This window comes from Inhella inkyongensis (genome assembly GCF_005952805.1).
GTDB lineage: Bacteria > Pseudomonadota > Gammaproteobacteria > Burkholderiales > Burkholderiaceae_C > Inhella > Inhella inkyongensis.
Window position 1 is genome coordinate 350,575 of sequence record NZ_CP040709.1, and the last position, 25,332, is coordinate 375,906.

The 25,332-nt window shown below is 67.3% G+C and carries 21 protein-coding genes; 10 read left to right on the top strand and 11 right to left on the bottom strand.

Annotated features, from left to right (window positions below; genetic code table 11):
• The first annotated feature begins 128 nt into the window (after positions 1–128).
• The gene (locus FF090_RS01795; protein WP_138855096.1) at positions 129–524 is read left to right on the top strand and encodes a helix-turn-helix domain-containing protein; all 396 of its coding nucleotides are present in this window, start codon (positions 129–131) and stop codon (positions 522–524) included.
• Between the two features lie 78 nt (positions 525–602).
• Here the strand turns inward: FF090_RS01795 and mobF are convergent, their stop codons facing one another.
• From mobF to FF090_RS01830, 7 genes are all read right to left on the bottom strand, one after another.
• Positions 603–3,230 (bottom strand): MobF family relaxase, encoded by a 2,628-nt coding sequence (gene mobF, locus FF090_RS01800; RefSeq protein WP_138855097.1) that lies wholly within the window; start codon positions 3,228–3,230, stop codon positions 603–605.
• A gap of 22 nt (positions 3,231–3,252) precedes the next feature.
• The gene (locus FF090_RS01805; protein WP_175423466.1) at positions 3,253–4,494 is read right to left on the bottom strand and encodes a type IV secretion system DNA-binding domain-containing protein; all 1,242 of its coding nucleotides are present in this window, start codon (positions 4,492–4,494) and stop codon (positions 3,253–3,255) included.
• Between the two features lie 15 nt (positions 4,495–4,509).
• On the bottom strand, positions 4,510–4,839 hold the full coding sequence (locus FF090_RS01810) for a hypothetical protein (RefSeq protein WP_138855099.1): 330 nt from the start codon (positions 4,837–4,839) through the stop codon (positions 4,510–4,512).
• Between the two features lie 12 nt (positions 4,840–4,851).
• Positions 4,852–5,190: a hypothetical protein gene (locus FF090_RS01815; protein ID WP_138855100.1), complete on the bottom strand. Its 339-nt coding sequence runs from the start codon at positions 5,188–5,190 to the stop codon at positions 4,852–4,854.
• Between the two features lie 1,331 nt (positions 5,191–6,521).
• Positions 6,522–10,853 (bottom strand): RHS repeat-associated core domain-containing protein, encoded by a 4,332-nt coding sequence (locus FF090_RS01820; protein ID WP_175423467.1) that lies wholly within the window; start codon positions 10,851–10,853, stop codon positions 6,522–6,524.
• A gap of 124 nt (positions 10,854–10,977) precedes the next feature.
• A complete protein-coding gene (locus FF090_RS01825) occupies positions 10,978–11,433 on the bottom strand; it encodes a low molecular weight protein-tyrosine-phosphatase (RefSeq protein WP_138855103.1) in 456 nt (151 codons plus the stop codon).
• Positions 11,434–11,552: 119 nt separating this feature from the next.
• A complete protein-coding gene (locus tag FF090_RS01830; protein WP_310732984.1) occupies positions 11,553–12,047 on the bottom strand; it encodes an Lrp/AsnC ligand binding domain-containing protein in 495 nt (164 codons plus the stop codon).
• A 77-nt stretch (positions 12,048–12,124) separates the two neighbouring features.
• Between FF090_RS01830 and FF090_RS01835 the strand changes: the two genes are divergently transcribed.
• The 7 genes from FF090_RS01835 (at position 12,125) to gshA (ending at position 19,925) form a co-directional block, all read left to right on the top strand.
• Complete coding sequence (locus FF090_RS01835; protein ID WP_138855104.1) at positions 12,125–15,676, top strand: L-glutamate gamma-semialdehyde dehydrogenase; 3,552 nt, start codon at positions 12,125–12,127, stop codon at positions 15,674–15,676.
• Entirely contained in the window at positions 15,673–16,203 is a 531-nt protein-coding gene (locus tag FF090_RS01840; protein ID WP_175423468.1) for a GNAT family N-acetyltransferase, read from the top strand. Before FF090_RS01835 ends, FF090_RS01840 begins: the two co-directional genes overlap by 4 nt.
• A 105-nt stretch (positions 16,204–16,308) precedes the next feature.
• Entirely contained in the window at positions 16,309–16,722 is a 414-nt protein-coding gene (locus FF090_RS01845; RefSeq protein WP_445666891.1) for a DUF7668 domain-containing protein, read from the top strand.
• Positions 16,723–17,078: 356 nt separating this feature from the next.
• Complete coding sequence (locus tag FF090_RS01850) at positions 17,079–17,348, top strand: type II toxin-antitoxin system Phd/YefM family antitoxin (RefSeq protein ID WP_138855106.1); 270 nt, start codon at positions 17,079–17,081, stop codon at positions 17,346–17,348.
• Positions 17,349–17,355: 7 nt separating this feature from the next.
• Positions 17,356–17,670: a CcdB family protein gene (locus FF090_RS01855; protein ID WP_138855107.1), complete on the top strand. Its 315-nt coding sequence runs from the start codon at positions 17,356–17,358 to the stop codon at positions 17,668–17,670.
• A gap of 101 nt (positions 17,671–17,771) precedes the next feature.
• Entirely contained in the window at positions 17,772–18,311 is a 540-nt protein-coding gene (locus FF090_RS01860; protein WP_138855108.1) for a GNAT family N-acetyltransferase, read from the top strand.
• A 72-nt stretch (positions 18,312–18,383) separates the two neighbouring features.
• Positions 18,384–19,925 (top strand): glutamate--cysteine ligase, encoded by a 1,542-nt coding sequence (gene gshA / locus FF090_RS01865; protein ID WP_138855109.1) that lies wholly within the window; start codon positions 18,384–18,386, stop codon positions 19,923–19,925.
• A gap of 66 nt (positions 19,926–19,991) precedes the next feature.
• Here the strand turns inward: gshA and FF090_RS01870 are convergent, their stop codons facing one another.
• The 3 genes from FF090_RS01870 to bufA2 form a co-directional block, all read right to left on the bottom strand.
• Positions 19,992–20,762, bottom strand: a complete 771-nt coding sequence (locus FF090_RS01870; RefSeq protein WP_138855110.1) for an HvfC/BufC N-terminal domain-containing protein — start codon at positions 20,760–20,762, stop codon at positions 19,992–19,994.
• Positions 20,759–21,598: an MNIO family bufferin maturase gene (bufB, locus tag FF090_RS01875; protein WP_138855111.1), complete on the bottom strand. Its 840-nt coding sequence runs from the start codon at positions 21,596–21,598 to the stop codon at positions 20,759–20,761. The genes FF090_RS01870 and bufB overlap by 4 nt, the downstream gene beginning before the upstream one ends.
• A 172-nt stretch (positions 21,599–21,770) precedes the next feature.
• Positions 21,771–22,028 (bottom strand): BufA2 family periplasmic bufferin-type metallophore, encoded by a 258-nt coding sequence (bufA2, locus tag FF090_RS01880; RefSeq protein ID WP_138855112.1) that lies wholly within the window; start codon positions 22,026–22,028, stop codon positions 21,771–21,773.
• Between the two features lie 244 nt (positions 22,029–22,272).
• Here bufA2 and FF090_RS01885 point away from each other — a divergent pair, with 244 nt between their 5' ends.
• Together FF090_RS01885 and FF090_RS01890 are read left to right on the top strand one after the other, a co-directional pair.
• Positions 22,273–23,460, top strand: a complete 1,188-nt coding sequence (locus FF090_RS01885) for an AAA family ATPase (RefSeq protein WP_138855113.1) — start codon at positions 22,273–22,275, stop codon at positions 23,458–23,460.
• A 35-nt stretch (positions 23,461–23,495) separates the two neighbouring features.
• Positions 23,496–24,041, top strand: coding sequence for a DUF4276 family protein (locus FF090_RS01890; protein ID WP_246071490.1), 546 nt, complete (start codon positions 23,496–23,498; stop codon positions 24,039–24,041).
• Positions 24,042–24,111: 70 nt separating this feature from the next.
• On the opposite strand, the gene FF090_RS01895 is transcribed toward FF090_RS01890, so the two are convergent.
• The gene (locus FF090_RS01895) at positions 24,112–25,299 is read right to left on the bottom strand and encodes an amino acid aminotransferase (RefSeq protein ID WP_138855115.1); all 1,188 of its coding nucleotides are present in this window, start codon (positions 25,297–25,299) and stop codon (positions 24,112–24,114) included.
• Positions 25,300–25,332: the final 33 nt, after the last annotated feature.

The following is a 25,332-nucleotide window of genomic DNA, read 5'->3' on the forward strand; positions in this document are numbered from 1 at the left end:
CCCAGTGCGTTGCTCGGTCTTTGGTCCAACAGGACGGAGTAAATAAATAACTCCACATCAGGATACTCTATCGTAGAGTACGAACAAGGCACCGAGACGCTTTGCCCCTTCAGGCCGGACCTAAGCTGATGCACACCACAACCCCTCCCACCCCGGCCGTGAACGTCAAGGACGAGTCTTTCTTCAAGGAGTTGGGCCAGCGCATCGCCTTGGCCCGCAAGGAACACAACATCACGCAGGTGCAACTGGCCGCCACGCTGGGCATCGCCCAGCAGACGCTGGCGCACTACGAGGGCGGGCGGCTGCGCCTGCCGGCCTCGCTGCTGCCCGCGCTGTCGCAGGAGCTGCAGACGCCGGTCGATGTGCTGCTGGGCCAGCCGGCCAGCGCCAAGGCTCCGGCCAAGCGCGGCCCGACGCCGCGCCTGCAGCAGCGCCTGGAGCGCCTGGCGCAGTTGCCGCTGCCGCAGCAGCGCCTGGTGATGAACATGCTCGACGCCGCTCTCGGTCAGCAGCCCACTCGCTGACCCGCCGCACCTTCTTTAGCGGCTGAGGAAGCCCCGCGTGAGCGGGGCTGGGGCAGCGCTTTGTCTTTTTAAGAAGCTCTACGCACCGAGCGCCATCTCTCGCGAGGCCTGCTTGTCCTTCTCCGGCTGCAGATCGAGCGCGGCGGTCTTGCCGTCCTCGCGGCTGAGCGTCTCAGGCAGGCGCTGGGCATCGTCGGTGTAGATCCTCACCTCGTGGGTGGCGCGGCTGATCGCCACATAGTGGCTGGCCTCGTTGCCGGCGCCGCTCGCGGCCGGCGACTCGATCAGCACGCGCCCGCAGGTCTGGCCCTGGGCTGCGTGCACGGTCTGGCAGTAGCCGTGCTCCAGGTACAGCGGCTTGTCCGGGTCGAGCACCAGGCGCGAGCCGTCGAGCTTTTCCAGAAGGAGGCGGTCGGACTCGACGGCCAGCACCGTGGCGCGCTCGCCGTTGACGAAGCCCTGGGCGTAGTCGTTGCGGGTGAAGCGCACCAGGTCGCCCTCGGCCAGCTCGCGCTCGTGCCGCGTGAAGCCGCTCATGTGCGGCTGGTTCACCGGCCGCCACTCCACGCGCTCGCCGTCTGCGCGCTCCAGCGTCACCACCCCGGCGCGGCCGTCCACCACGGTGGCCAGCTCGCCGCGCTGCAGGCCCAGGGCCTTGTAGTCGCGGTCTGCCCGCACCATGTCGCCGGCCTCGTAGCTCACCGTGCGCAAGGCCTGCGCCTCGGTGAGGTTCTTGCCGCTGAGGGTGGGCAACACCTGGCCCTGGCCGGCGCGGCCCAGCGCCTGGCGCACCTCGCGGTTGATGGCCTCGCGGTTCTGGTTGGTCCCGGCCACGACCAGTGTGGCGGCGCGCTCGTCTCGGGTCAGCGCGGCATAGTCCCGCGCGATGCCCTGGTGCCGCTCGCGATGGTCCACGATCTCGACCACGCTGGCGCGCAGCCGGGCCAGCGAGCCGGCCGTGTCGCCGGCCGCCGCCAGCTCGACGGCGCGCTTGAGTTCGGGCTCCTGCTGGCGCTGGATCTCCTGCAATTGCGCGCAGGCCATGCCCGCCTGCTGCAACTGCGCGAACGGCCGGCCCGCCTGCACGGCCTTGAGCTGCTGGGTGTCGCCGACCAGCAGCACGCGCGATCCAGCCTGGTCTGCTGCCTTGAGCAAGGCGTGCATGTCGCGGGCGCTGACCATGCCGGCCTCGTCGAGCACCACCAAGGTTTTGTCATTGAGGCCGGGGTATTGGCGCGTGGCCAGCGCCGCCAGGGTCTGGCTGTCCATGCCGCTGCGGCCCAGCTCGCGGGCGGCACTTGCGGAAGGGGCGACGCCGACGAGCTGCAGGCCGCGATCCTCGGCCAGCTCGCGCACCGCGCGCAGCGCCGTGGTCTTGCCGGTGCCGGCGCCGCCCTGCACGCCGCTCACTCGGTCCTGCCCGGCCAGCACATGCGCGACCACGCCGCGCTGGTCCTCGTTGAGCTTGCTGTGCGCCAAGGACTGCTGCACGGCCTCCCGGCTCATCAGCGGCGCCACCTGGCCGCGCCCGGTGGCCTCCATCGAGAGGATCTCACGCTCGCGCTGCTGGGCCTGCGGGGTCGTGAAGCGCTCGGCGTGCTCGGCCGCACCCCGGACCAGCTCGCCGCGCTGCACGGCCTGCTCGATGGCCGTGCGGATCGCGGCCAGATCGGTCTGGCCGGTGCCGCGCTCCAGCGCCGCGCGCTCGATGTCCACGCGCTGCACCACGGCCTCGCGCTCCATCAGGTGCGCGGCGGCATAGCGCACGGCCTGGTCGGCGGCCTGCGAGCGCGCCTGGGTCAGGGCCGTCTCATCCCGCGCCACCGGCGCCGTGGAGCGGTTCAGGTGCAGGCCGGCCGCCGCCGCGCGCTCGCGCCACTCGGCCAGCAGCGCGCCACGGTCGTGGCCTTCCTTGCCCTGGCGGGTCTGCAGCGCCGCAACTTGCAACTGGCGAGCGCTGGCGTCTTCGCGGCTCAGGCCCTGGGCCTGCAAGGCCTGCTCGATCATCTGCGAGCGGTTGCTGAAGGCCTTGACCTGCTCGGCGCCGACGTGGGCCAGCTCGAAGCGGCCATCGGCATGGGTCACGCGCAGCTCGTAGCCCAGGGCCTGCACCTCCTTGGCCAGTTCGCTGCGGTAGTAGGCCCCGAGCCACATCTTGTTGCGGTACAGCGGCTCGTTGTCGAGCGCACGCCACTGGCCATCGGTGCGCTGGGTGACGTTCAAGACCACGGCGTGGGTGTGCAACTGCGGATCGGCCGCGCGGCTGAGGTCGTGTCGGAACTGCGCCACGGCGAGCACGCCGGTGGTCTGGCGGCTGGTCACGCCGCCCTCCGTCACGCGGCAGGCGGCCAGGGTTTCAGCTTTTTCGAGGGCACGGGTTACGGCGGTTTCGTGGGCCTGCAGCAGCCGTGTGTCGCCATCGACCAAGGCCTGCAGCGACACGCTCTTGGGGGCGCTGAAGGTCATGTCGGTGCCGCCCCGGCGGCCGCTGCCTTCGCCGGCATGGTGCAGTTGCACGCCGTTGGGCAACCGGCCATCGAGCAGGGCGCGGAAGTCCTCGCCCTTCACTTCGCCGCTCAGGCCCAGCTCGGCGGCGGCCTGGCCGCTCCACTGGCTGGGGCTGCGATCTCGGGAGTAATAGTCGTCGGCCTGTTCGTAGTACTGGCCGGCATGGGCGCTGTTGGCCACGTTGGACATGGAGAGCATGGGAAGTCCTTTTCTTGTTCGGTCACTCGACGATGGCGACCAGGTGGGCGGGCCGCGCCCTCGGGGTCAGCGCGATGCGCCGCGCGGGCTGCGCGCCGGCCAGGCACAGGAAGGCCGTAAGGTCGGGCAGCTCGGCCAGCTCCGCCGGCAGCACGACGCGCTCGCGCACGCGCTGGATGGCCACGCTCTGGCTCGATCCGCTGGCGCCCCGGCTGCGGCTTTGCTGGGCGCGGTCCACCTCGCGCTCACCGAGGGCGCGGCTGAAGGTTTCGCAGGTGTCGGGGTCGGCCTTGGCCAGGCCGAACACGGCCAGGTTGCGGAAGCACGAGCGCAGCACGATGGCGCTTTCTCGACCGTAGAGGCGCTCCAGTTGGGCGGTGCTCTGGATGCCCGCGACGCAGCACAGGCCGTGCTTGCGGCCCTTGGTCAGCGCGGCTTCCAGGCTGCCGATCTTGCCGATGCTGGGCAGCTCGTCGAGCAGCAGCCACAGCCGCCGCTGCGGGTCGGGCGCCAGGCTCAGCGTGGCCGTGCAGACGATGTCCACCCAGGCCGCGATCAGCGGGGCCAGCGAGGCGGTCATGTCTTCGCGCCAGGTGATGAACAGGCGCTTGGCCGCCTGCCCATCCGACTCGACCCACTGGCGCACGCTGAACGCGCCCGGCTGCAGGCTGTCGTAGGGCTTCAAGTGGCTGGAGAGCACGAAGCGGGTGGACGCCAACGCACGTGCCGCCTCCTTGTCGAAGAGGCCCGCCGCCGCAGTGCCGGCCACGAGCGTGTGCAACTTCTCCGCCGGCCAGATGGTCAGGGCCTCCAGCAGCGCAGCGGTGTCGCCCCGGCCATCGCGCAGCAGCGCACGCATGACCTCGGCAATGAGCACCTGCGAGTAGAAGTGCCAGGCCGCATCAGGCCCATGGCCATCGGGCACGATGGAGCGCGCGATCTTGTCGAAGTCGTAGGGCTTGCGGACTTCGTTGAACGGCGACCACCCTGGGGCGCGCTTGTCGAAGACGTTGAGCACCACGTCGCCAGGCTCGCCGAACTGGGCGAGGTACGCGCCATTGGGATCGACGATCACGGCGCGGTCGTCGCGGTCCGTGAGGCCGTCCAGCAGCTCAGCCACGGCGGTGGTTTTGCCGGTGCCTGTGCTGCCTGCCAGCAGCAGGTGCAGGGGCTCTTGATGCCAGGCCAGGGGCACGCCCCCGACCACGAGCGGCGCGCGCGTGGTCGCCGGCGCGGCGCCGGCGAGGTGTCTGATGAGGTTCATCATCGCCGGCTCCCTTCACTCCTGAGCGTCGATGACGCGCGCGCCACGGTGGTGGCGGTCGCCCCGGCGCAGACGCGAGCGGCCCAGCAGCCAGATGAACAGGCAGGCCGTCACCAGCGCGCCGATGGTCATCGCCTGGGCGAGGATCACGCGCCACAGCGCATCGGTGCTGCCCCACATGGCCCAGGTGCTTGACGCCACCGTGCGCCAGTCGGCCTCGAAGACGAGATGCAGCAGGCCGGCCCAGGTGGCCAGGCCGAGCACCAGGGACAGCAGCAGGAACTGAACAAGGCGGCTGAAGAAGAGATGCACGGCGTGCATCCACGGGTCATAGTAGTTGCTCATCTGCGGCTCCTCTTAGCTGCGGGGTTGGGCGGTCTGCGCGGCGAGCTGGTGGGCCACGCGGCTGACGATCTGGGCATTGCTCTGCATGCACAGCTCGCGCAGCAGCAGGCGCATCTCGACCAGGGTGCGCTGGGTGTCGTGGTCCAGCGTGCCGGGCTGCGGTGCGGCCTGGGTGGCGCTGATCGAGGCCTCGATGCGGGCCAGGGCTTCGGCGGTGCTGACGGCCTGAGCGTGCTGCTGCAGCAGCTCGCGGACGTGGGTGTTGAGGCGCTTGCCGGCGCTACCGGCTTCGGCCAGGAGGGTCGCGTAGAGGCCTTCCGGCACGCGGGTCTTGAGGAATTTGTCGGTCATGTTTTGTCCTTTGCTGTCAGTGGGTTGCGGCGCTTGTGGTCGCGCTGTGGTCTGCCTCGCTCGGGGCCGTGGTCAGCGCGAAGCCGCGCCAGTGCTGGGTTTGCGGCCGGCAGGCCGCGCAATCGACGATTGCGTCAGGTGTGGGTACCTGTTTTGGGCCGCCGATGAGCGGGCCAGCCTCGCGAGGACGCGCACGGCGGAGCCGCTGGCAGATGCGCAGCGGGCGATGGATCGGAGCGGTGTGGGTCATGGGAAGTCGGGTTTTGGGGTCGGTCGGCCGGCGTCGATCCCCGAAGGGATTGATGTCGGAACTGCTGAGCGCGCGTAGGCGCTCCCGGTCGCTTGGGCAAGCCGGCGGTGGTCTTGGAGGGAGTCGCGCAGCAGGGCCTGGCGCGGCGCGAGCGAGGGCTCGGCCGACCACGGCGCAAGAGGCGATGGGGCGTGAACGGACGTGCCGAAGCAGCACGAGCGAGAGCACGCGTTGAGAGACGCACGAGGTAGTCGTGCGCCACGAGGCCGGAGAGGCCGTTCGGGACGAACTCGCGCCACCGGCCGCTACAGGCGTCCGGACGGAGGTTCGTGTGGGAAGTCCAGCGTCGTGGGCGACCTGTGGCCGGCGAGGTCAGGCAGCCTTGCGGGCGCACCTGTCCTGTCGGTCACGGGATGCGGCTATGCACATCCAGTCGCCCCACAGCGGGGACTTGTTGCGCCAGGGTTCAGCCTGGCGGTGGCCCGAGGGCCTTTGAGAGGCCGCGGCGGAGCGCGGCAAGGTGGCTTTGCCCCGAAGGGCTCGGCGTTGGGGCTGAACCACCCCAGCGCTCAGGCCACGGTGGTCAGGTTGCTGAGTACGTCAGCTCGTTGTCATTGCCCGGCCAGTGTGCCACAGGCGTGAGCGGCTTCTGGGCCGGTCGCGCTGTGGAAGGCGGGATTGATAGAGGAATTTGCAGGGGCGGCTGACCACGGGCGTGGGCGGTGCACAGGGCTTAAAACTGCAGGCCTGACACCCGCCCCCGAACCCCAGCCAAACGAAGGCCAGCGGCTTAGCGGCTAAGGGTGGGGCCAGATGCGACAAGGCCCGCTGGGTGGCGGGCCTTGTTCACGGGCCATGCACGAGCTGCTGAGTTTTTAGACCCAGGGGCGAGGCCACTTGTCCTTCTTAGCAATCTCTCGAAGATCAGATACGCAGTCCATGCATATCGGGCTCAGTTGTCTGGGGAATATCTTGGAATGAAGGTACTGCGTCAGTAAAAGTCTCTGACACAAGGCGCATCTTCCCCCCTCGTCGGGCATGAACTCCTCGCCACTCTTCGCGCATTTGAAGGGCATCGTCGTCATGGATAGCCATCCTTGTTTCCGGCGCAACTCGCCATGCATCCAATCGACGTGCCAGCCGCCCATCCGATGCTGGCAGCAGTGGCGACACCACTCACTTTTGCAGCAGTTAAAACTGCTTGCGCTGCCTTCGGGCACTGCTGCGCAAGGGCGCCAAATCCTGCGCTAAGCCGAGGAGGGGTAACGCCCGAGATCTTCCCGTTAGAGTCAAAAGTAGGCCGTGGTGGCGAATACGGCGCATTCGCCACGATGTTGGTCGGAACGACCGACTGCAAGGCGGTGTCACCACCAAGAGCGCTCATGCATGATGTGTAGCAAGACGGGAAGTCTGGCGCCAAACCGGTCGAATCAGTCTTGGATACCGGGTTCCCATCCACATACGCATACGTATTGATCCCGCCCTGTAGCCCGATGGGATCGGACTGCGTATACCGCCCCAACTGCGCGTCGTAGTAGCGGTTCCAGTTGTACCAAAGCCCGCTCTCGGCATCGAGGTACTGCCCCGGAAAACCCAGCGCATAGCCGCCCACCTGGTCCAGCGCCACCGTGCGGTTCCAGCCGCTCAGGGCGGCGCGCCAAGCCAGGGCGCCGGTGGGCGTGCTCAGCACTTCGGGGCGGCCCAGTTGGTCGGCGTGCACGTAGTACAGATTGCCGTTCTTCACCAGGGCCAGGGGCTGACCGAACAACCAGATGTGGGCGCTGCTGCCGCTCGGGCCCAACTCGGCCAGCAACTCGCCACCCTGACCGTAGACATAGCGGGTGTCGCCAGCGGCGGAGCGCTTCATCGCCCGCTGGTTCAGGGCATTGCTCCAGTAGTTGGCCACCACGCTGCCATTGATGCTCAGGCTTTGCAGGCGCTCGAAGGCGTCGTAGCTGTAGCTGCGGCTGCCGTCCCAGCGGCTCTCGCTGGCCAGCTGGCCCAGCGCGTTGTAGGCCAGATTGCGCCATTGCGGTCCGCCCACTGCCGTCACCCGGTTGCTTCCGGCCGCGACGCTGGGGGCCAAATTGCTGCCGTTCTCGCTGCTGCTGATGCGGTTGCCCACGGCGTCGTAGCCGTGGCTCAGGCTGTTGCCGCCACCGTTGTAGCTGCTCAGGCGCAGGCCGCTGTCATAACCCAGGCTGGCGGACTGCGCCGGATAGGCCCCGTTGTTCAGGCTGGCCACGGTGTCATTGGTATTCCAGTTCAGGCTCAGGTCCTGCACCCCGGGGCTGGCCACCTGGACCAGCCGCCCCGAGGCATCCTGCACCAGGCGGCGCTGCAGGTTGTTGCCCAGGCGCCAGGCCAGGGGCTGGGTGCTGCCGGGGTGATAGACAAAGCTGTCCGCCAGCGTGATGGTGCTGCCATTGAGCGTGGCGCTCAGGCTGCTGAGTCGGCCATGGGCGTCGTAGCCATACTGGAGTACCAATCCCGCGACCGGATAGCTCATCCAGGCCAGGCGGCCGGCGGCGTTGTAGCCCCAGCCGGTGCTCAGGCTCTGGCCCTGGATCACGTTGACCTGCTGGGTCAGCGCGCCGGCGCCGTCATAGGCATAGCTGCTGCTGCCCGAGGCGTCGCTCAAGCTGGTCAGGCGACCCTTGCCATGGGGGCCGGCGTCGTAGCCATAGCTTTCGCTTTGAGCACCGCTGCTGCGGCTGCGCAGCCGGCTCAGTGCGTCCCAGCCATAGCTGATCTGGCTGCCGTCGTTGCGGGTGACGCTGAGGGGGCGGCCCCAGTTGTCGGGCGTGGTGCTGCGCACGCCGGTGTCGGGACTGGTCAGGCGCACCAGGTTGCCAAATACATCGAAATCATGGTCGGTGATCAGCCCACGGCCGTCCTTGATGGTGTCCAGCTGGCCACTGCTGTCGTACCCGTATTCGATGCTGCCCCAGCCTGGCTCGGTGTGGGTGCGCAAACGCCCCAGCGCGTCGTAGCTGTAGCTGGTGCGGCGACCATTGATGTCGTCCTGCCACAGTAGATTGCCCTCGTTGTCGTGGCCAAATCTGGTGCGCTGGCCGTTGGCAGCTGTGAATAGATAGGGGCGCCCCAAGCTGTCGTACTGCAGGGCGGCCGAGAAGCTGCCGGCGGCGACGCTGCCGGGTGCTCCGGTGGCGCCGCCGCTGGGCAGCAGGCGTGGCGCGCTGGTGCTGTGGGTGCGGTTGGCAACATCCAACACTTCGGTGCTGCTGGCGCCGACGAAGCTGACCCCGGTGACACGGCCGGCGCTGTTGCGCGCGTAGTGGACGCTGACGCCGGACTCGGTCTGCGAGAGCAGTTGGCCGCCGGCATTGAAGGTCCAGGTGGTCGAGCGGTTGCCACCGGCCAGCACCTGGGTGCGGCCGATCAGGCGACCGGCGGCGTCCCAGACCAACTGGCTGCTGACGCCGTTCGAATCGGTGGCCACCGAGGGATAGCCCATGGCGTTATGCCCCGAAAACGTGCTGGCATGCCCGGCCAAATTGCTGCTCGCGATCAGGCGTCCGCTGCTGTCGTAGCTGCTGCTGCGGCTGGCCGAGCCACCGGGCAGGTTGAGGGTCTCGGTCACCGAGGCGAGCAGGGTGTTGGGGTGAAAGCCATAGGCAAAGCTGCGCACGCGCTGCACGCTGCCGCTGGCATTGCTCAGGGTTTCGGTGGCCACTTTGCCGCTGGCCAATCCGCTGCTGTGGTAGCTGTAGCTGGTGGTGCGCAGCAAGGCGCCGTTGCTGCCGTACTCCTTCACGGTGCTGAGGTCGGCGCCTGCCCAGGTGTAGACGGTGCGCAGGGCCTCGGGGCTGCCAAAGCCGTCGATTTGCTCCAGTAGGCGGCCGCTGAAGTCGTGGCTGTACTTGGTTTGCGTGCCGCGCCAGTCGGTGCTGTTGGTGAGGAAGCCGCGCGCATCAAAGCTCTGCGAACGGGCCGCGCTGCCACAGGTGCTGGTGGCGGCTCGGCTGGTGGCCACCAGGCGTTTGAAGCCGGCGCCCACGGTCTCAAAGGTGTAGGTGGTGGACTGGCCGCGCTGGTCGGTCAGGGTCGTGGTGCTGGGCCCGTAGCTGAAGGTGTCGACGTTCTCACCCAGTTCATCTCCGCTGCGCACGACGCGCTTGCTGGCGTCGTAGGCATAGCGGGTGGTGCGGAGACCGTCCAGGCTGATGCCAGTGAGCAGATTGACGCCCTGCGGGCTCTCGTAGTGATAAGTGCGGGCGCCTGCTGTGCCCGACGGCGGCAGCACGCTGCTCAAATTGCCATTGGCGTCGTAGCCGTAGTTCCAGACCCGAAGGGCGCTGTCGGTGACGCTGGTGACGCGGCCGCCGGTGTAGCCGAACTGCAGGCTGCTGCCACCGGCGGAGCTGATCTTGACGAGCCGGCCCGCGCTGTCGTACTCGAAGGCCTGCAGCAACTCAAAGCCATAGGCCGAGGCGATGTATTTGAGCTGTTTGGTGTCGGCCTTGTAGGCGTAGATCTTGGGGCCGATGTTGACGATCCATTCGTCGTACTGGGAGAAGCCCTGAATGACCAGGGCGCCCACCTTGGAGTCCGGGCCCAGGCCGGTGGGCAGGTAGTGGGGGCCGAAGTCGTTGACAAAGGTGTATTGCGCACCGTCCGGCAGGGTCAGTGTGATGTCGACCGGATAGCAAAGGCCAGTATTCGGCGCGGCGGCGGTGCCGGTCTTCGGTCCGGTATTGGCCCCCTGGGCCGCCAGACTGGGGTTGATGCGGGCCAAGGCCGCCGTGGGGCGCACAAAGCGGTTGACCATCGCCAAGCGCGCGGCCTTGCGCGGATCGACAGTCAGTGCACTGAGCAAGCTGCCGCCGTCGCAAATGGCCTGGGTGCTTGGCAGCAATTTGGGGTAATGCGAGGCCATGCGCCAGTGGGCACCGAACAGGGCCTGGGTCGACGGTGTGGCCGAGCGATAAATACGGGTCAAGCTCAGGCCGGCCAGCGAGGCGTCGACAAAGTCGGTCTCCTCCAGCACTTTCTCGCCGGTGGCGAGGATGACGGGTTTGCCGCTCTTGGGGGAGCTCTCGCAGTCATCGGCCGGCGCATTGCCCTTGCTGGGCGGTTGCGTCGCCGCGCCGGGACCATCAAGCCCGGCATCCGACGGCGCTTGAAACCCTGCAGCGGGCAGCACGGCATCGAGACTGGTGATCGGGGTTTTCCAACCCCACCAAGCAGCAGTCTTTCCAGTGACGATGACCCGTTCAAGAGATTGCCCCCCTGCTGCGGCGTCACCGGTGTTGGATTCGTTCCTATTCCGTACCTTGGGATCTTTCTGGGCCCAGGCTCCAGTCCAGGCGCATCCCAGTGCCAATGCCAAAACAAACCAGGGCAGCGCGCGCCCATAGCCGCCACCCCATCGATGCGTGCGATCTGCCATCTTGTTGTCTCCCTGTTGGGCGGCGACTGTCAGCGGCAAATCAAGCTGGCTCAATAGGGCATACCCGCCCCCGGCGGGACGCCGGCTGTGCGCTGAGGCACGCATTCGCCAGCCTGCCAACGAATCAATGCCTGAGGCCTTGCAGTTCGGTCAGCAGGCGATCGCAGGCGGTCTCGACCAGATCCAGCACCGTCTCAAAGCCTTGCGCGCCACCATAGTAGGGGTCGGGCACATCGGCGCTGCCGAGCAGCTTGCTCACACGGTGCTGCAGGTGAGGCGGGCAGATCGCCAGGGCACGTGCCTGGTTGGCCTCGTCCATCACCAGCACGCGCTCAAACTGCTCGAAGTCTTGGGGCGTGAGCGCACGCGCGCGCAGATCGCTCAAGTCATAGCCGCGGCGTGCGGCGTGTTCCTGGCTGCGTTCATCGGGGGGCTCCCCCACGTGATAGGCATGGGTCCCGGCCGAATCGACCAGGACGCGATCTCCCAGACCAGCCGCCGCCAACTTGGCGCGCATCACGCCATGCGCCGTGGGGCTGCGGCAGATGTTGCCCATGCAGACGAAGAGCAGCTTGGTCATCGGACGAAGAGTTGGATGTATGGCGCAAAGCTCATCAAGCGGCCGCCGTGGAACTGGCTTTGCCAGGCCACTGGCGGCGCCCCCCGGGGGGAGGCGCCGAAGGCGCTTCGGGGGGAGGGTCAAACCACCACCCCGGCTTCGGACTTGACTTCCTCCATCACCACATAGGTGCGGGTTTCGCGCACGCCGGGCAGGGTCCAGATGCCGCTGCCGATGAACTCGCGGTAGGCCGCCATATCGGCCACGCGGGTTTTGAGCAGGTAGTCGAAGCCGCCCGCCACCAGATGGCATTCCAGGATTTCGGGCCGGGCCTGGACGGCGGCTTTGAAGGTGTCCATCACGTCGTGCACGGTGCGGTCCAGCAGCACCTCCACGAACACCATCAGGGCGGCGCCGAGCTTGTCGGGGTTGAGTTGGGCGCGGTAGCCCAGGATGAAGCCCTCGCGCTGCAGGCGCTTGACGCGCTCGTGCACGCTGCTGGCGCTCAGGTGCACGGCCTCGGCCAGCTTCTGATGGGTGATGCGCGCGTCGTCCTGCAGCACGCGCAGGATGCGCAGGTCGATGCGGTCCAGGCCCTCGGGCGGATTGGCGTCCCAGTCCATGTCGAAATCCATTCGGTTGGAATGCGGATTCTCCGAAACATTTCCGGCGCTGCCCCGCCTACAGTGCCAGGATTCTCAGGAGAGTCCCGATGTCCGCCCTGCCCGCTTTGCCTGTTGTGCCCGAAATCCAGCGCCTGCCCGACCCCTATCGCGACGAGAACGCCCTTGTGGCCGCTCTGGTGGCGGAGCTGAGCGCCGTGCGCGCCGACTGGTCGCAGGTGATCGCACAGGCCGGCCCCTGGGTGGAGCAGGTGCGGCAGAACCCGGCGCCCTTCTGGGCCATGGAGAGCCTGCTGCGCGAATACCCCATCACCCGCCCCGAGGGCCTGGCCCTGATGCGCCTGGCCGAGGCCCTGCTGCGGGTGCCCGATGCCGAGACCGCCATTGCGCTCACGGCCGATCAGCTCGGCCGGGCTGATTTCGACAGCGCCGGCGACGGCCCGCACAAGATGCTCTCGTCCTTGAGCGCGGCGGCCATCAGCCTGAGCAAGAAGTTCCTGCCCGAGGAAGACGGCGGGGGCGGCGGCTTGCTCGGCCGCATGGGCAGCAAGACTGTGGTGGCCGCCACCGTGCGTGCCATCCAATTGCTGGGCCGGCAGTTCGTGCTCGGCCGCAACATCGATGAGGCCCAGGGCGAGGCCGCCAGCGCGCGCAAGAACATCCCCCAGCTGACCTTCAGCTACGACATGCTGGGCGAGGGCGCTCGCACCGAGCACGATGCCGAGCGCTACCTGGCCAGCTACCGCAACGCCATTGCGCGCATTGCGGCGCGCTTCCAGCATTTGCCCGGAGGCCGCGCGGCCAGCCCGATGCAGGCCGATGGCATCTCCATCAAGCTCAGCGCTCTGTTCACCCGCTACGAGGTGCTGCAGCGCGAGCGCGTGTTCGCCACCCTGGTGCCGCGCGTGCAAGGCCTGGTGGATGCGGCCGCCGCCGCCAACATGAACCTGACCATCGACGCCGAGGAGGTCGACCGCCTGGAGCTCAGTCTCGATGTGTTCGAGGCCCTGGCCCAGCACATCGCCGCCAAGCATCCGCAGTGGCAGGGCTTCGGTCTGGCAGTGCAGGCCTACCAGGGCCGTGCCCGTGCGGTGGTGGATGAGGTGGCGGCCTTGGCGCGCCGGTTGAACTTGCGCTTCATGGTGCGTCTGGTCAAGGGGGCTTACTGGGATGGCGAGATCAAGCGGGCCCAGGAACTGGGCCTGGCGGCCTACCCGGTGTTCACGCACAAGGCCCACACCGATGTGTCCTACCTGGCCTGCGCGCAGGCGCTGCTGGCGCACAAGGATGTGATCTACCCGCAGTTCGCCAGCCACAACGCCGGCACCATCGCCGCCATCCTGCGCATGGCGCGCGCGGCCGGTGCGGCCTTCGAGATGCAGCGCCTGCACGGCATGGGCGAGGGCATCTACCGCGAGGTGCTGAAGCAGCCTGACGTGCCCTGCCGCGTCTACGCCCCGGTGGGCGAGCACCGCGACCTGCTGGCCTATCTGGTGCGCCGCCTGCTGGAAAACGGCGCCAACTCCAGCTTTGTGCATCAATTGGCCGACCCGCAAGTGGCCGTGCCCGAGTTGCTGGGCTGCCCGCTGGAGGATGTGCGCCCCGCGCCCACCCAGCCCCTGCCCAGTCAGCTCTATCGCGCGGCCGGCGATCAGCGCCTGAACAGCACCGGCGCCGACCTGGCCGACCCCGCCCAGCGCGCGCCGCTGGCGGCGGCCGTGGCGGCCACCCAGGTTCAGGCCGTGCCCCTGGCCTCGCCCACCGATGTGCAGGACGCCGTGGTGCGCCTGCAGGGCGGCTTCAAGGCTTGGAGCGAGACCCCGGTGGCCCAGCGCGCGGCCGTGCTGCGCCGCGCAGCCGATGCGATGGACGCGCAACTCGCGCCCCTGTGCGGCCTGCTGGTGAAGGAGGCGCACAAGACCCTGGCCGACTGCGTGGCCGAGGTGCGCGAGGCGGTGGATTTCCTGCGCTATTACGCCGACGAGGCTGAGAGCGCGGGTGACGCCGCCATGCAGGGCCGTGGCGTGTTCGTCTGCATCTCGCCCTGGAACTTCCCGCTGGCCATCTTTGCCGGCCAGGTGGTGGCCGCCCTGGTGGCCGGCAACACCGTGGCCGCCAAGCCGGCCGAGCAAACCCCGGCCGTGGCGGCGGCCTGCGTGCGCCTGCTGCACGAGGCCGGCGTGCCAGAAGACGCGCTGGTGCTGCTGAACGGTGCGGGCGAGACCGTGGGCGCAGCCCTGGTGGCGCACCCGGCCACGGCGGGTGTGTGTTTCACCGGCAGCACCCAGGTGGCCAAGATCATCCACAAGACCCTGGCGCAGAGCGGTGGGGACCGTGTGCTGATCGCCGAGACCGGCGGCCTGAACGCCATGGTGGTGGACAGCACGGCCCTGCCCGAGCAGGTGGTGGACGCCGTGGTGCAGAGCGCCTTCCGTTCGGCCGGCCAGCGCTGCTCGGCCCTGCGCCTGCTGTGCGTGCACGAGGCCGTGGCCGATGGCGTGATCGAGATGATCAAGGGCGCGTTGGCCGAGTTGCGCGTGGGCGACCCCGCCAACCTGGCCACCGATGTGGGCCCGCTGATCGACGCCGAGGCCTTCACCGGCATCAGCGCCCAGGTGGCGCGCCTGCACCGCGAGGCGCAGCTGATTGCCGAGGGTCGGGTGCAGGACGGGCAGGTGCCCAATCTGCTGCCCCCCATCGCCTTCGAGGTGCGCGACATGGCCGAGCTCAAGACCGAGATCTTCGGTCCGGTGCTGCATGTGCTGCGCTGGAAGGGCGAGCCCGATGCCGTGATCGAGCGCATCAACGCGCTGGGCTATGGCCTGACCCTGGGCATCCAAACCCGCATCGACACCCGGGCCGAGCGCCTGGCCGACTTGGCCGCCATCGGTAATGTCTATGTGAACCGCAACATCATCGGCGCCGTGGTGGGCGTGCAGCCCTTTGGCGGCGAAGGCCTGAGCGGCACCGGCCCCAAGGCCGGCGGCCCCAACTACCTGTGGCGCTTTGTGCGGCCCCAGGCCCTGCCGGGTCGCCCCGCCGCCGCGTCCGCGTTGCCCGAGGCCCTGGCCACGCGCCTGCGCATCCTGCAATCGGTGTTGCCCGACCAGGCCACCCTGATGGCCCAGGCCGCGCCGCGTCTGCTGACCCAGGCCCTGCCGGGGCCGACCGGCGAACGCAACGAGCTGCGCCTGCACCCGCGCGGCCATGTGGTGGGCCTGGTGAGCGCCGAGGCGGGCGCGGGCTGGCGCGCTCCGCTGGCCCTGGCCCTACTGGCGGGCAACCGCGTCACCCTGGTGGGCGCGCCGGCGGCGCTCAAGCCCTGCTGTGAACTGCGCAGCCAGCTGCAGTCCCAAGGGGCTGGTGAGTGGTTGGCCTGTCAGGACCACGAGCCGGGTCAGTGGACCGAGTGGCTCTCCCACGCCGCCCTGGATGCCGCCTTTGTGGCGGGGGTGGGCGCCGCGCACCAGGCGGCGTTGCGCAGTGCGCTGGCGGCCCGCGCCGGCGCCATCCTGCCCCTGGTAGTGGAAAGCGACGCGCTGCAGGCCCAGCAAGTGATCCGCTTCGCGGCCGAGCAGACCCTGACCGTCAACACCGCGGCAGCGGGCGGCAATGCCGCGCTGCTGGCTGGGTTGCAGTGAACTGCGTGGCGGAAACCTTGGAAAGCCGGATCAAGCTGCGGCGCCTGCAGCCCGCTGATTTGCAGGCTTTCCAGGCCTACCGGCGCGACCCCGAGGTGGCGCGCTTCCAGGGGTGGTCTGCGCAGAGCGACGCGGCGGCGCTGGCCTTTCTGGACGCCATGGCCGAGGCGCCCCCGTTCCCGCGCGGATCATGGTGGCAGCTGGGCGTTGCGGAGCGTGCCAGCGGGCGCCTGATCGGCGATATCGGCGTTTGCCGCGACCCCGATGGCCTGGGCGTCGAGATCGGATTCAGCCTGGCGCGCAGCGCTCAAGGCCAGGGCCTGGCGCAGGAAGCCCTGCAGGCGCTCTTCGTGCGCCTGGGCCATCTGGGCGTGCAGCAACTGCGCGCCCACACCGACGCCCGCAACCACGCCTGCATCGCGCTGCTGCGGCGCCTGGGCTTTGCCGAGACCGGCCGCGAATGGGCCGAGTACAAGGGCGAGCGGTGCGAGGAACTGCGGTTTGAGCGGGTGGTGGGAGTGGGGTGAGCGGGGCGCAAGGGGCCGCTCGGTCGGGTCGCAGTGGATGCCCGCACCCGGCTATTTGCGGACGCTTAACGGCTGCTTTCGGCGCATTAAGCTGGTCAGGTGGAAATGCTTCTGGCTTCTTTCATGACTGATGCAACTCCCTTAGATCCGCCGGCTATCAAGGATGAGAAAGAAGTCCATCCCATTGCCTGCGAATGGCGGGCCATGTTGCGTGAGGTCGTTATGCGCTTCGCGCGTCGCGACTACGACCTTGAAGGCGGGATTGTTGGTGTCGAGCCGGTCTCACCCGAGACTGCCCAACACATTCGCGGTTCAGTCGAGGACTATGGCGCGACTCTGATTGAGCTGCCTGAGGAGGCGTGGCAGACGTCCATATCGCAGTGGTCTGGCACCCACTGGAACATCCTCTTGGATCTGTGGACGGCCGAAGAAGGTCCAAGTGATCTTGTGCTTGGCGGTCGAATCACTGAGTCGGAGTTCGGACCGCGCCTGTCCATTCACATGGTTTACGTTCCTTAGGTCAGATGTTGTTTGGCCTCTTCCGTCCTGAGCCGCTTTCGCTGTTCGAGGCCGCTTCGGGTCGATAGCTGTCGGCGGTCGCACCTGACTCGCGCAGTTGCTCTCAACCTGAACCAACTGCTCCTCGCCGTGAACGGGTGAGGACCTTGCCAGTCGTTGAAGTAGGTCGGTCAATCCGGAGCGCGGGCGCATGGTGGGCAGCGCAGTGAAGTCAAGGGGGAGACGCGGCCGTTCAGGCCGGCGGCGGCGGACATGAGCGGAGCTGCCCGCCATGCGTCCGCGCGGCGCTCGGTCGGCGCAGCATGGGTCCATTCGCTGTTCAATGGCTAAAATGGCCAAACCCATTGGGAGACAGCATGCGCGTCACCGCCACAGAAGCCAAGAACCGCTTTGGCAGCCTCTGCGCCCAGGCCAAGCGCGAGCCCGTGTTCGTGGAAAAGGCGGGCCAACTCGACACCGTGATCCTCTCGGCCGAGCAGTACCAGGCCCTGAAGGCCAACCAAGACAGGGCAAGACTCGCCGCGCGCAAGAAGGCGTTCGAAGCCGAGTACGGTGATTGGATTGCCGAACAGAACGCTCGTTTCGAGACACACGGCATTCCTGGCGCTGACTTGCGCCCTTGGTGAGAGGCCGATGGCCCAGTACGACGTCTTCACCAACCCCAGCGGCAGTGCGGCGGAAGGCATCCCCTACGTGGTGGTGGTCCAGAGCGATCTGCTGGAGGCCTTGGCCACGCGGCTGACGATGCCGCTGGCCGAGCTCGATGTCGCGACCAAGGTGCCGACCGCGCTATGTCCAGTCATCATGGTGAAAGGCCAGCGGCTGCATGCGCTGGCGCACTACGCGGCACCTTTGCCAGCGAAGGCCTTGCGACGACCGGTGGAAAACGTCGCCTCGCAGGCCAGCGCGCTGATCTCGGCCTTGGACGCGGTGGTGTCGGGAATCTAGGGAAGGGCTGCACGGGGCCTTGCAGAACCTTCCTGGTTCGTGCCGATCGATCAGGCCGCTTCGCGGCCCGGGAGCGCCCCCATCCCCAGCGATAATGCCCCATGCTGACCACCCCCGACCTGCGCCTGCGCCACACCCGCCCCGACGAACTCGATGCCGTCATCGAGCAGATGAATGATCTGGAGCGCCGGGGGCCCTATCTGCCCAGCCAGTTGGCCTCGCCCCAGCAGCTGCGCAAGGACTTTGCCGACAACGGCTGGTGCACCGAGGCCAGTGAGCGCCTGTTGATCGTCGATGCCCAGGACCAGGTGCTGGGCATGGTGCGGCACTTCAAGTCCACGCCCTACTACGACGCACGCGAGATCGGCTACAGCCTGTTCGCCGCCGAGCAGCGCGGGCGGGGGCTGACGACGCGGGCGGTGCGCCTGTTGGTGGACTATGTGTTCAATGCGCTGCCGCTGAACCGCCTGGAGATTCGCGCCAATGTGGCGAATACGGCCTCGATGCGGGTGGCCGAAAAGCTGGGATTCCGCCAGGAGGGCGTGGCGCGCGGCGCAGTGTTTGTGCGCGGTGCCTACGTCGATATGGCGGTCTATGCTCTTCTGCGTCAAGAATGGGTGAGCGGGCGCCAAGGGCATTGATCGGCGTGCAGTGCGCTGAAATTTGCCGGTGGTAGAACCGCGCCCCTTTCCCTGTCGCCAACGAGCCGCCCGATGAACCTGAGCCCTGAACGTCTGCAAGGCATCCGCCGTGGTGTGGAGAAGGAGAGCCTGCGTGTGCTGGCTGGCAATGGCCTGGCGCTGACGCCCCATCCGCTGGCTCTGGGCTCGGCGCTCACGCATCCGCACATCACCACCGACTTCAGCGAGAGCCAGTTGGAACTGGTGACCGGCGTGCATGCGCGGGCCGAAGGGGTGGTTCGCGAACTTACCGAGCTGCACCAGTTCGTTTACCGCGCCATCGGCGAGGAGCGCCTGTGGGTGGGCTCCATGCCCTGTGGCCTGCCCACCGACGAGACCATCCCCATCGGTCGCTATGGCACCTCCAACATCGGGCGCGCCAAGTCGGTCTACCGCATGGGGCTCGGGCATCGCTATGGCCGGCGCATGCAGACCATCTCGGGCATCCACTACAACTGGTCGCTGCCGGGTCTCTCAAGCGACGACTACTTCGCGCTGATCCGCAACTTCCGCCGCCACAGCTTTCTGCTGCTGACCCTGTTCGGCGCCTCGCCAGCGGTGTGCAGCAGCTTTGTCGAGGGGCGCGAGCATGGCTTGCAAAGCCTGTCGGCCGAGCATCCGCACACCCTGCAGCTGCCCTATGCCACCTCGCTGCGCATGGGCCGGCTGGGCTATCAGAGCGACGCCCAGTCCAGCCTTGCGGTCAGCTACAACTGCCTGGAAAGCTATGCCGGTTCTCTGCAGGGCGCGCTCACGAAGCCCTATGGGCCTTACGAGCGCATTGGCGTGCGCAATCTGGGCGGCGAGTACAACCAGCTCGCCACCAGCCTGCTGCAGATCGAGAACGAGTTCTACGGCACCATCCGGCCCAAGCGCGTGATCCGCCCCGGCGAGCGCCCCTTGCATGCCCTGCGCGAGCGCGGCGTCGAGTACATCGAGGTGCGCTGCATGGACCTCGACCCCTTCGAGGATGTGGGCATCGCGGCCAGCACGATGAAGTTCCTGGACGTCTTCCTGCTGCATTGCCTGACCAGCGACAGCCCGCCCGACAGCCCGGAGGAAATTGCCGCGCTGGCGCGCAATCAGCAGCGCACCGCCTCGCGCGGGCGCGAGCCCGGTTTGAAGCTGGAGCGTGCAGGGTCCGAGGTGGCCCTGATGGATTGGGCCGCGGAAATCCTGGAAGCCTGCGAGCCGCTGGCGCGTCAGCTCGATGCGGCCTTGGGCGAGTCGGGCCACCGCGAGGCGCTGGCCCAGGCCCGCGAGCGCCTGGCCCAGCCCGACCGCCTGCCCTCGGCCCGCGTGCTAGCTGGCTTGCACGCGCAGGGCGGCTACACCCGCTTCACGCGCGCGCAGGGCGAGTCCATCCGCAATCGCATCCTGGCGCTGCCGCTGGATGCCGCCGTGCAGGCGCGCCTGCTGCGTGAGGCGGCCGATTCGATTGCCGAGCAAGAACGCATCGAGGCCGCTGACACGCTGGGTTTCGAGGACTTCCGCCAGCGCTATCTGGCGGCCGAGACCTTGGGGGAGCCCGAGCAGGGTCTCGATCGAGGGTGCCCGGAGCGGCAATCGCATTGACCTCGCGACGGGCTGGCCTCCGCCCGGGTGGGCGGCCGGCAGGCTTCGCCGTCGCGACGGGCCCGTTCAGTGCTCGCGCAGCAAGCCGTCCAGGGCCCAGCGCTGCAGCCAAGCCACGGCCTGGGGCAAGCGTGTCTCGCCTTGCAGGGCCAGCCAGTCGGCCAGGCTGAGGGGCTCTTGCAGCGCGACGCAGAGGGCCTGGGCCTCGTCGGCCTCCAGGCTGCGCCATTGCGTCTTGTGTTCGTGTCGCCACACCAGCAACTGATGCGCCAGCGCTTCGGGCTCGGGCAGCTCGGCCTCCTGGCCGGATTCGCGGGCCGCGGTCAGCGCATGCCAGGTTGGGCCCACGGCCCATTGCAGCCCGAGGAGCTGCACATGGGGCTGGGGCTTCAGGATCTGCGTGGCCCAGGCTTCTGGCGCCAGCGCAGCCAAGGTTTCGGGGTCCAGGGTCGGGTGCTCGGCCGCATCGAAAGCGCCGCGCAGCGCCCAGTCCAGGCGCGCCAGATCGGCCAGGGCGGGATGGGGGAGATCGGCCCAGCGGTCCATGAAGACCGGCATGGCATGGCCAAACCAGCGGATCGAGGGTTCGGTGGGTGGATGGGTTTGCAGATAGGCCCGAGCCAGTTCATCAAAGGCCGCATCACCCAGGGCCTGGGCCAGGGCGCCGTAGTTGTCAGCCAGGGCTTCGCTCAGACGGGTCGGGTAGGCATGCTGGTAGGCACGCAGGCCGCGCTCCGCCAGGCGGCCGCGCAGCAGTCCGGCCGGGGGCACACCGCCTTCGCGCACCGCGGTCTGGAACTGGGCCTGGATGTGTTCGAGCGTCATGTCGGCACTCATGCGAACACGCTGCGGGCGCAGGCCCGCACGGCGTCCAGTTCCTGCAGCAATTCGGCCAGCGCCGGGATGTGGTCGTCGCGTTCGATCATGGTCGGCACGGCGCGGTCCAAGTGCTGCAGGGTGTGGGTGTAGAGCGCGAACACTTCCGCGCGGATCGGGTGGTCATGGGTGTCGATCACCAGATCGCCCTGATCCTCATGCCCGGCCAGATGGATCTGCACCACGGCCTCGGGCGGGATGGCTTGGATGAAGGCCTGGGCATCAAAGCCGTGGTTGCGGTGGCTCACATAGACGTTGTTCACATCCAGCAGCAAGCGGCAGCCGGTCTCGCGCACCAGGGTGGCGATGAACTCGGACTCCATCATCTCGTCGGCGGCGAACTGCACATAGCTGCTGACGTTTTCGATCACCAGGGGCTGGCGCAAACGGTCCTGCACCTGCTGGATGCGCGGCCCTAAGTGGTCCAGCGCGGCACGCGAGTAAGGCAGCGGCAGCAGATCGTGCAGCTGCGCGTGGGCGCTGCCGGTCCAGCACAGATGGTCGCTGACCCAGGCCGGCTGCACGCGCTCGACCAAGGCGCAGAGATCGCGCAGATAGTCCTCGCGCAGCGGCGTGGTGGAGCCCAGATTCAGTGACACCCCGTGCAGCACGGCCGGATAGCGCGCGCGCAACTGTTCCAAGTGCCGCAAGGGCGGCCCGCCGCCGACCATGAAGTTCTCGCTGATGAACTCCAGCCAATCCGGCCGGTTCGCCCAGCCCTCATCTGCCGCTCGGACCAAGTCCGCGTAATGCTCAACGCGAGCGCCGAGGCCAAAGCCCTGAATCACGGGCGCCATGACGATGCAGTCAAGAGAAGAAAAAGGCGGCCTGAGTCGCCATCGGGGGAAAACGTGCGGGAGCGGCGTAGCGAGCGCGCCGAGGCTGGGTCGAGGACCACAGCCGTACTCCCGTACGGCGAGGACCGCAGGCCCTGCATCGGTGCGCGCAGTAGCCGAGCACGCACGTTTTTTACTTCTCTACTTTTCCGCCGGCCTTGGTGCACGCCTCGGCCGATTCCTTCTTCACCCAGCCCTGGCCCTTGCAGCCGTTCTGGCCCTTGCAGCCGCTCTTTGCGGTCTTGCACTCGCTCGTGCCTTTGCAGCCGTTTACGCCCGAACACTTGACGCTGGCGTCGGCCTTGTCGGCGGCGGCGGCGGGCATCGAGGTGGCGAACAGGGCGGCGGCCGCAGCGGCCAGGGCCAGACCAGACTTCAGATTTGCTTGCATCTCACGCACTCCTAAGGGTTGGAAGAGGGACACGCCGAAGCCGGTGCGGCAAGGCGGCGTCTGCAGCTGTCGCACCGGCGGCAGCGAACTTACTACGCAACACACGGAATGATGAGATTCAAGGGTTAACACTAAGCAGGTGCCGGTGTGTCGCGAAGGGCGAGCCCGATCCGCTATGGTGCGCGTCCGCAATCGCCAGAATGACGCTGTGCCGCCGCGCACCGCGTGATTGGAGCCCGTTCCCATGCAGATTGAATCGATCGAAATAAAGAACTACCGCCTCTTCCGGGACACCAAGCTGCGCCAGATCCCTCGTCTGTGCGTGTTGGTGGGCGCCAACGGAACAGGCAAGTCCACCCTTTTCGATGTGTTTTCCTTCCTGAAGGATGCGCTGAGCATGAACGTGGGCAAGGCGGTTTCCAAGCGCGGCGGCTACCGCGAGCTCGCCAGTAGGGGTTTTGCGCATGAGCCGATCGAAATCACGCTGCAATTCCGGCTTGAGATTACCGGCTATGAACGTCTCGTGACTTACATCCTGCGTATCGAACCGGATGCCACGGGGCGGGCCGTCATAGCACGCGAAATCCTCCGCTACAAGCGCGGCTCCTACGGGCAGCCATTCCACTTTCTGGACTTTGCACTGGGCAAGGGCTACTCGATCACCAATGAGGAAGATTTCTCCAAGCAGGAAGAGGCGCTGAACCGCGAGGAGCAGGAGTTGGATGCGCCAGACATTCTTGCGATCAAGGGTCTGGGTCAGTTTGAACGTTTCAAGGCAGCCAGTGCCTTCCGCACCATGATCGAGAACTGGCATGTGTCGGACTTCCATGTCTCCGACGCTAGACCGAGCCAGGAAGATGGTTTTGCCGAACACTTGTCGACGCGCGGCGACAACCTGCCGCTGGTGGCGAACTATTTGTTCGAACACCACCGCCCAGCTTTCGATCGCATCCTGGACGCGATGCGCCGCCGGGTGCCCGGGGTTTCCGTGGTGGAACCCAGGCAAACCGAAGATGGGCGATTGGTGCTGCGCTTTCAGGACGGCAGCTTCAAGGATCCCTTCATCGCCCGCCATGTGTCGGACGGGACGATCAAGATGTTTGCCTACTTGGTGCTGCTGAACGACCCCAAACCCTTCCCGTTGCTGGCAGTGGAGGAGCCGGAGAACCAGCTCTATATGGATTTGTTGCCGGAATTGGCGGAAGAGTTCAGGGCCTATGCAAGGCGCGGTGGTCAGGTCTTTGTGTCGTCGCACTCCCCGGACTTCCTGAATGCCCTGGGCCTGGATGAGATCTATTGCCTGCGTAAGGTGGCTGGATTCACTCAAATCACGCGGGCGGGAGACTCGCCCAATTTGTGCGCTTTGGTCGAAGCTGGTGATCTGCCGGGTTGGCTGTGGAAGCAAGGCCTGCTTGAGGGTCTCAATGCATGAGGGGACGGCTGATTTTTCTGCTGGAGGAGCCCTCCATGAAAGTGTTGCTCGAAGGCTTGCTGCCGCGCTGGTTTCCGGGCTGGCAGGTCGGTCAGCACTTTCTTTGCGTGGCGCATCAGGGCAAGAGCGATCTGGACAGCAGCGTGCCGCGCAAGTTGAAAGCTTGGCAGTATCCCGGCGACCGCTTTGTGGTGGTGCGTGACAACGACAACGCCGACTGCCAGGCGCTGAAGCGGCGCCTCTTGCAGACTTGCGAGAGTAGCGGTCGACCGGACACCTTGGTGCGTTTGGTTTGTCAAGAGTTGGAAGCGTGGTACCTGGGGGACTTGCAGGCAGTTGCGATGGCCTTTGATGCGCCCAAGCTGGACTCGCCAGCGCAGCGCAAGAAGTTTGATCAACCCGATGGCTGGCAGAAGCCATCAGTCGAGCTGGCGCGCATGGTGCCTTCGTTTCAAAAGGGTAGTGGCGCACGACGAATGGGCCAGGCACTTCGGGCGGCGACGCATAACCGTTCGGTCAGCTTTCAGCAGTTCGAGTCTGGCGTGCGTCGCATCGCCCTAGAGTTGGAGTGGTTGGGCTGAATTGAGTTCGGCGGGCAAGAAAAAGGCCCGCTGCTGGTAGCGGGCCTTCGGGGAGCGGGAGGGCTGGGGTTCAGCGCAGCACCGCCGCCATCGCGCCCGCCACCACTTCGACATTGCGGCGGTTCAGGCCGGCCACGCACATGCGGCCCGAGCGCACCAGGTAGACGGCGTGCTCGTTCTTCAGTGCATCCACTTGTTCGGGGCTCAGGCCCGTGTAGCTGAACATGCCGCGCTGGCTCAGGAAGTAGTCGAAATTGCGGCCGGGCACCTTGGTGCTGAGCACCTCGTGCAGGGCCGAGCGCATGGCCAGGATGCGCGTGCGCATGGCGGCCACTTCGTCCTTCCATTGCGCATACAGCTCGGGCGTGTTCAGCACCGTGGCCACTACCTGGCCGCCGTGCGTGGGCGGGTTGCTGTAATTGCGACGGATCATGAACTTCAGCTGGCCCAGCACTTTGTCGGCCTGGGCCGCATCGGGGCAGACCACGCTGAGTGCGCCGCCGCGCTCGCCATACAGGCTCATGTTCTTGCTGAAGCTGTTGGCCAGCAGGAAGGGGCCGCCGGCGTCGAGCAGGGTCTTGACTGCAAACAGGTCTTCATCAAGCCCGTCGCCATAGCCCTGGTAGGCCAGGTCCAGGAAGGGCAGCAGCTCGCGCTCGTTCAGCAGCTGAGCCAGGCGTTGCCACTGGCCGCGGTTCAGGTCCACGCCGGTGGGGTTGTGGCAGCAGGCGTGCAGCAGCACCACCGAGCGGGCCGGGGCCTTGTCCAGCACCTCGAGCATGCCGTCAAAGTCCAGCGCGCCGTCCTTGTAATAAGGGTAGGTGGTGGTCTCGATGCCCGAACCCTCGAACACCGCGCGGTGGTTGTCCCAGGTCGGGTTGCTTAAGAACACCTTGCTGGTCGGGAAGTGCGCGTGCAGGAAGTCGGCCGCCACCTTCAGGCCGCCCGAGCTGCCCACGCCCTGGATGGTGGCGATGCGGCCGGCGCGAACGGCCGGGTGGTCGGCGCCGAACAGCAGGTTTTGCACCGCGCTGCGGAAATTCGCCGCGCCTTCCATCGGCAGATAGGGGCGGGCCGCCGCCTTCTCCACCACCAGCTTCTCGGCCGCGCGCACCGAGGCCAGCGCGGGGATCTTGCCGTCTTCGTCGAAGTAAATGCCGATCGACAGATTGACCTTGCCCTCGCGCGGGTCCTTCTGGAAGGCTTCGTTCAGGCTGAGGATGGGGTCGCCGGCGTAGGGGGGGATGTGGGCAAACATGGCGTGGTGGGCGTGGTTTGGGGCGGGAGGGAA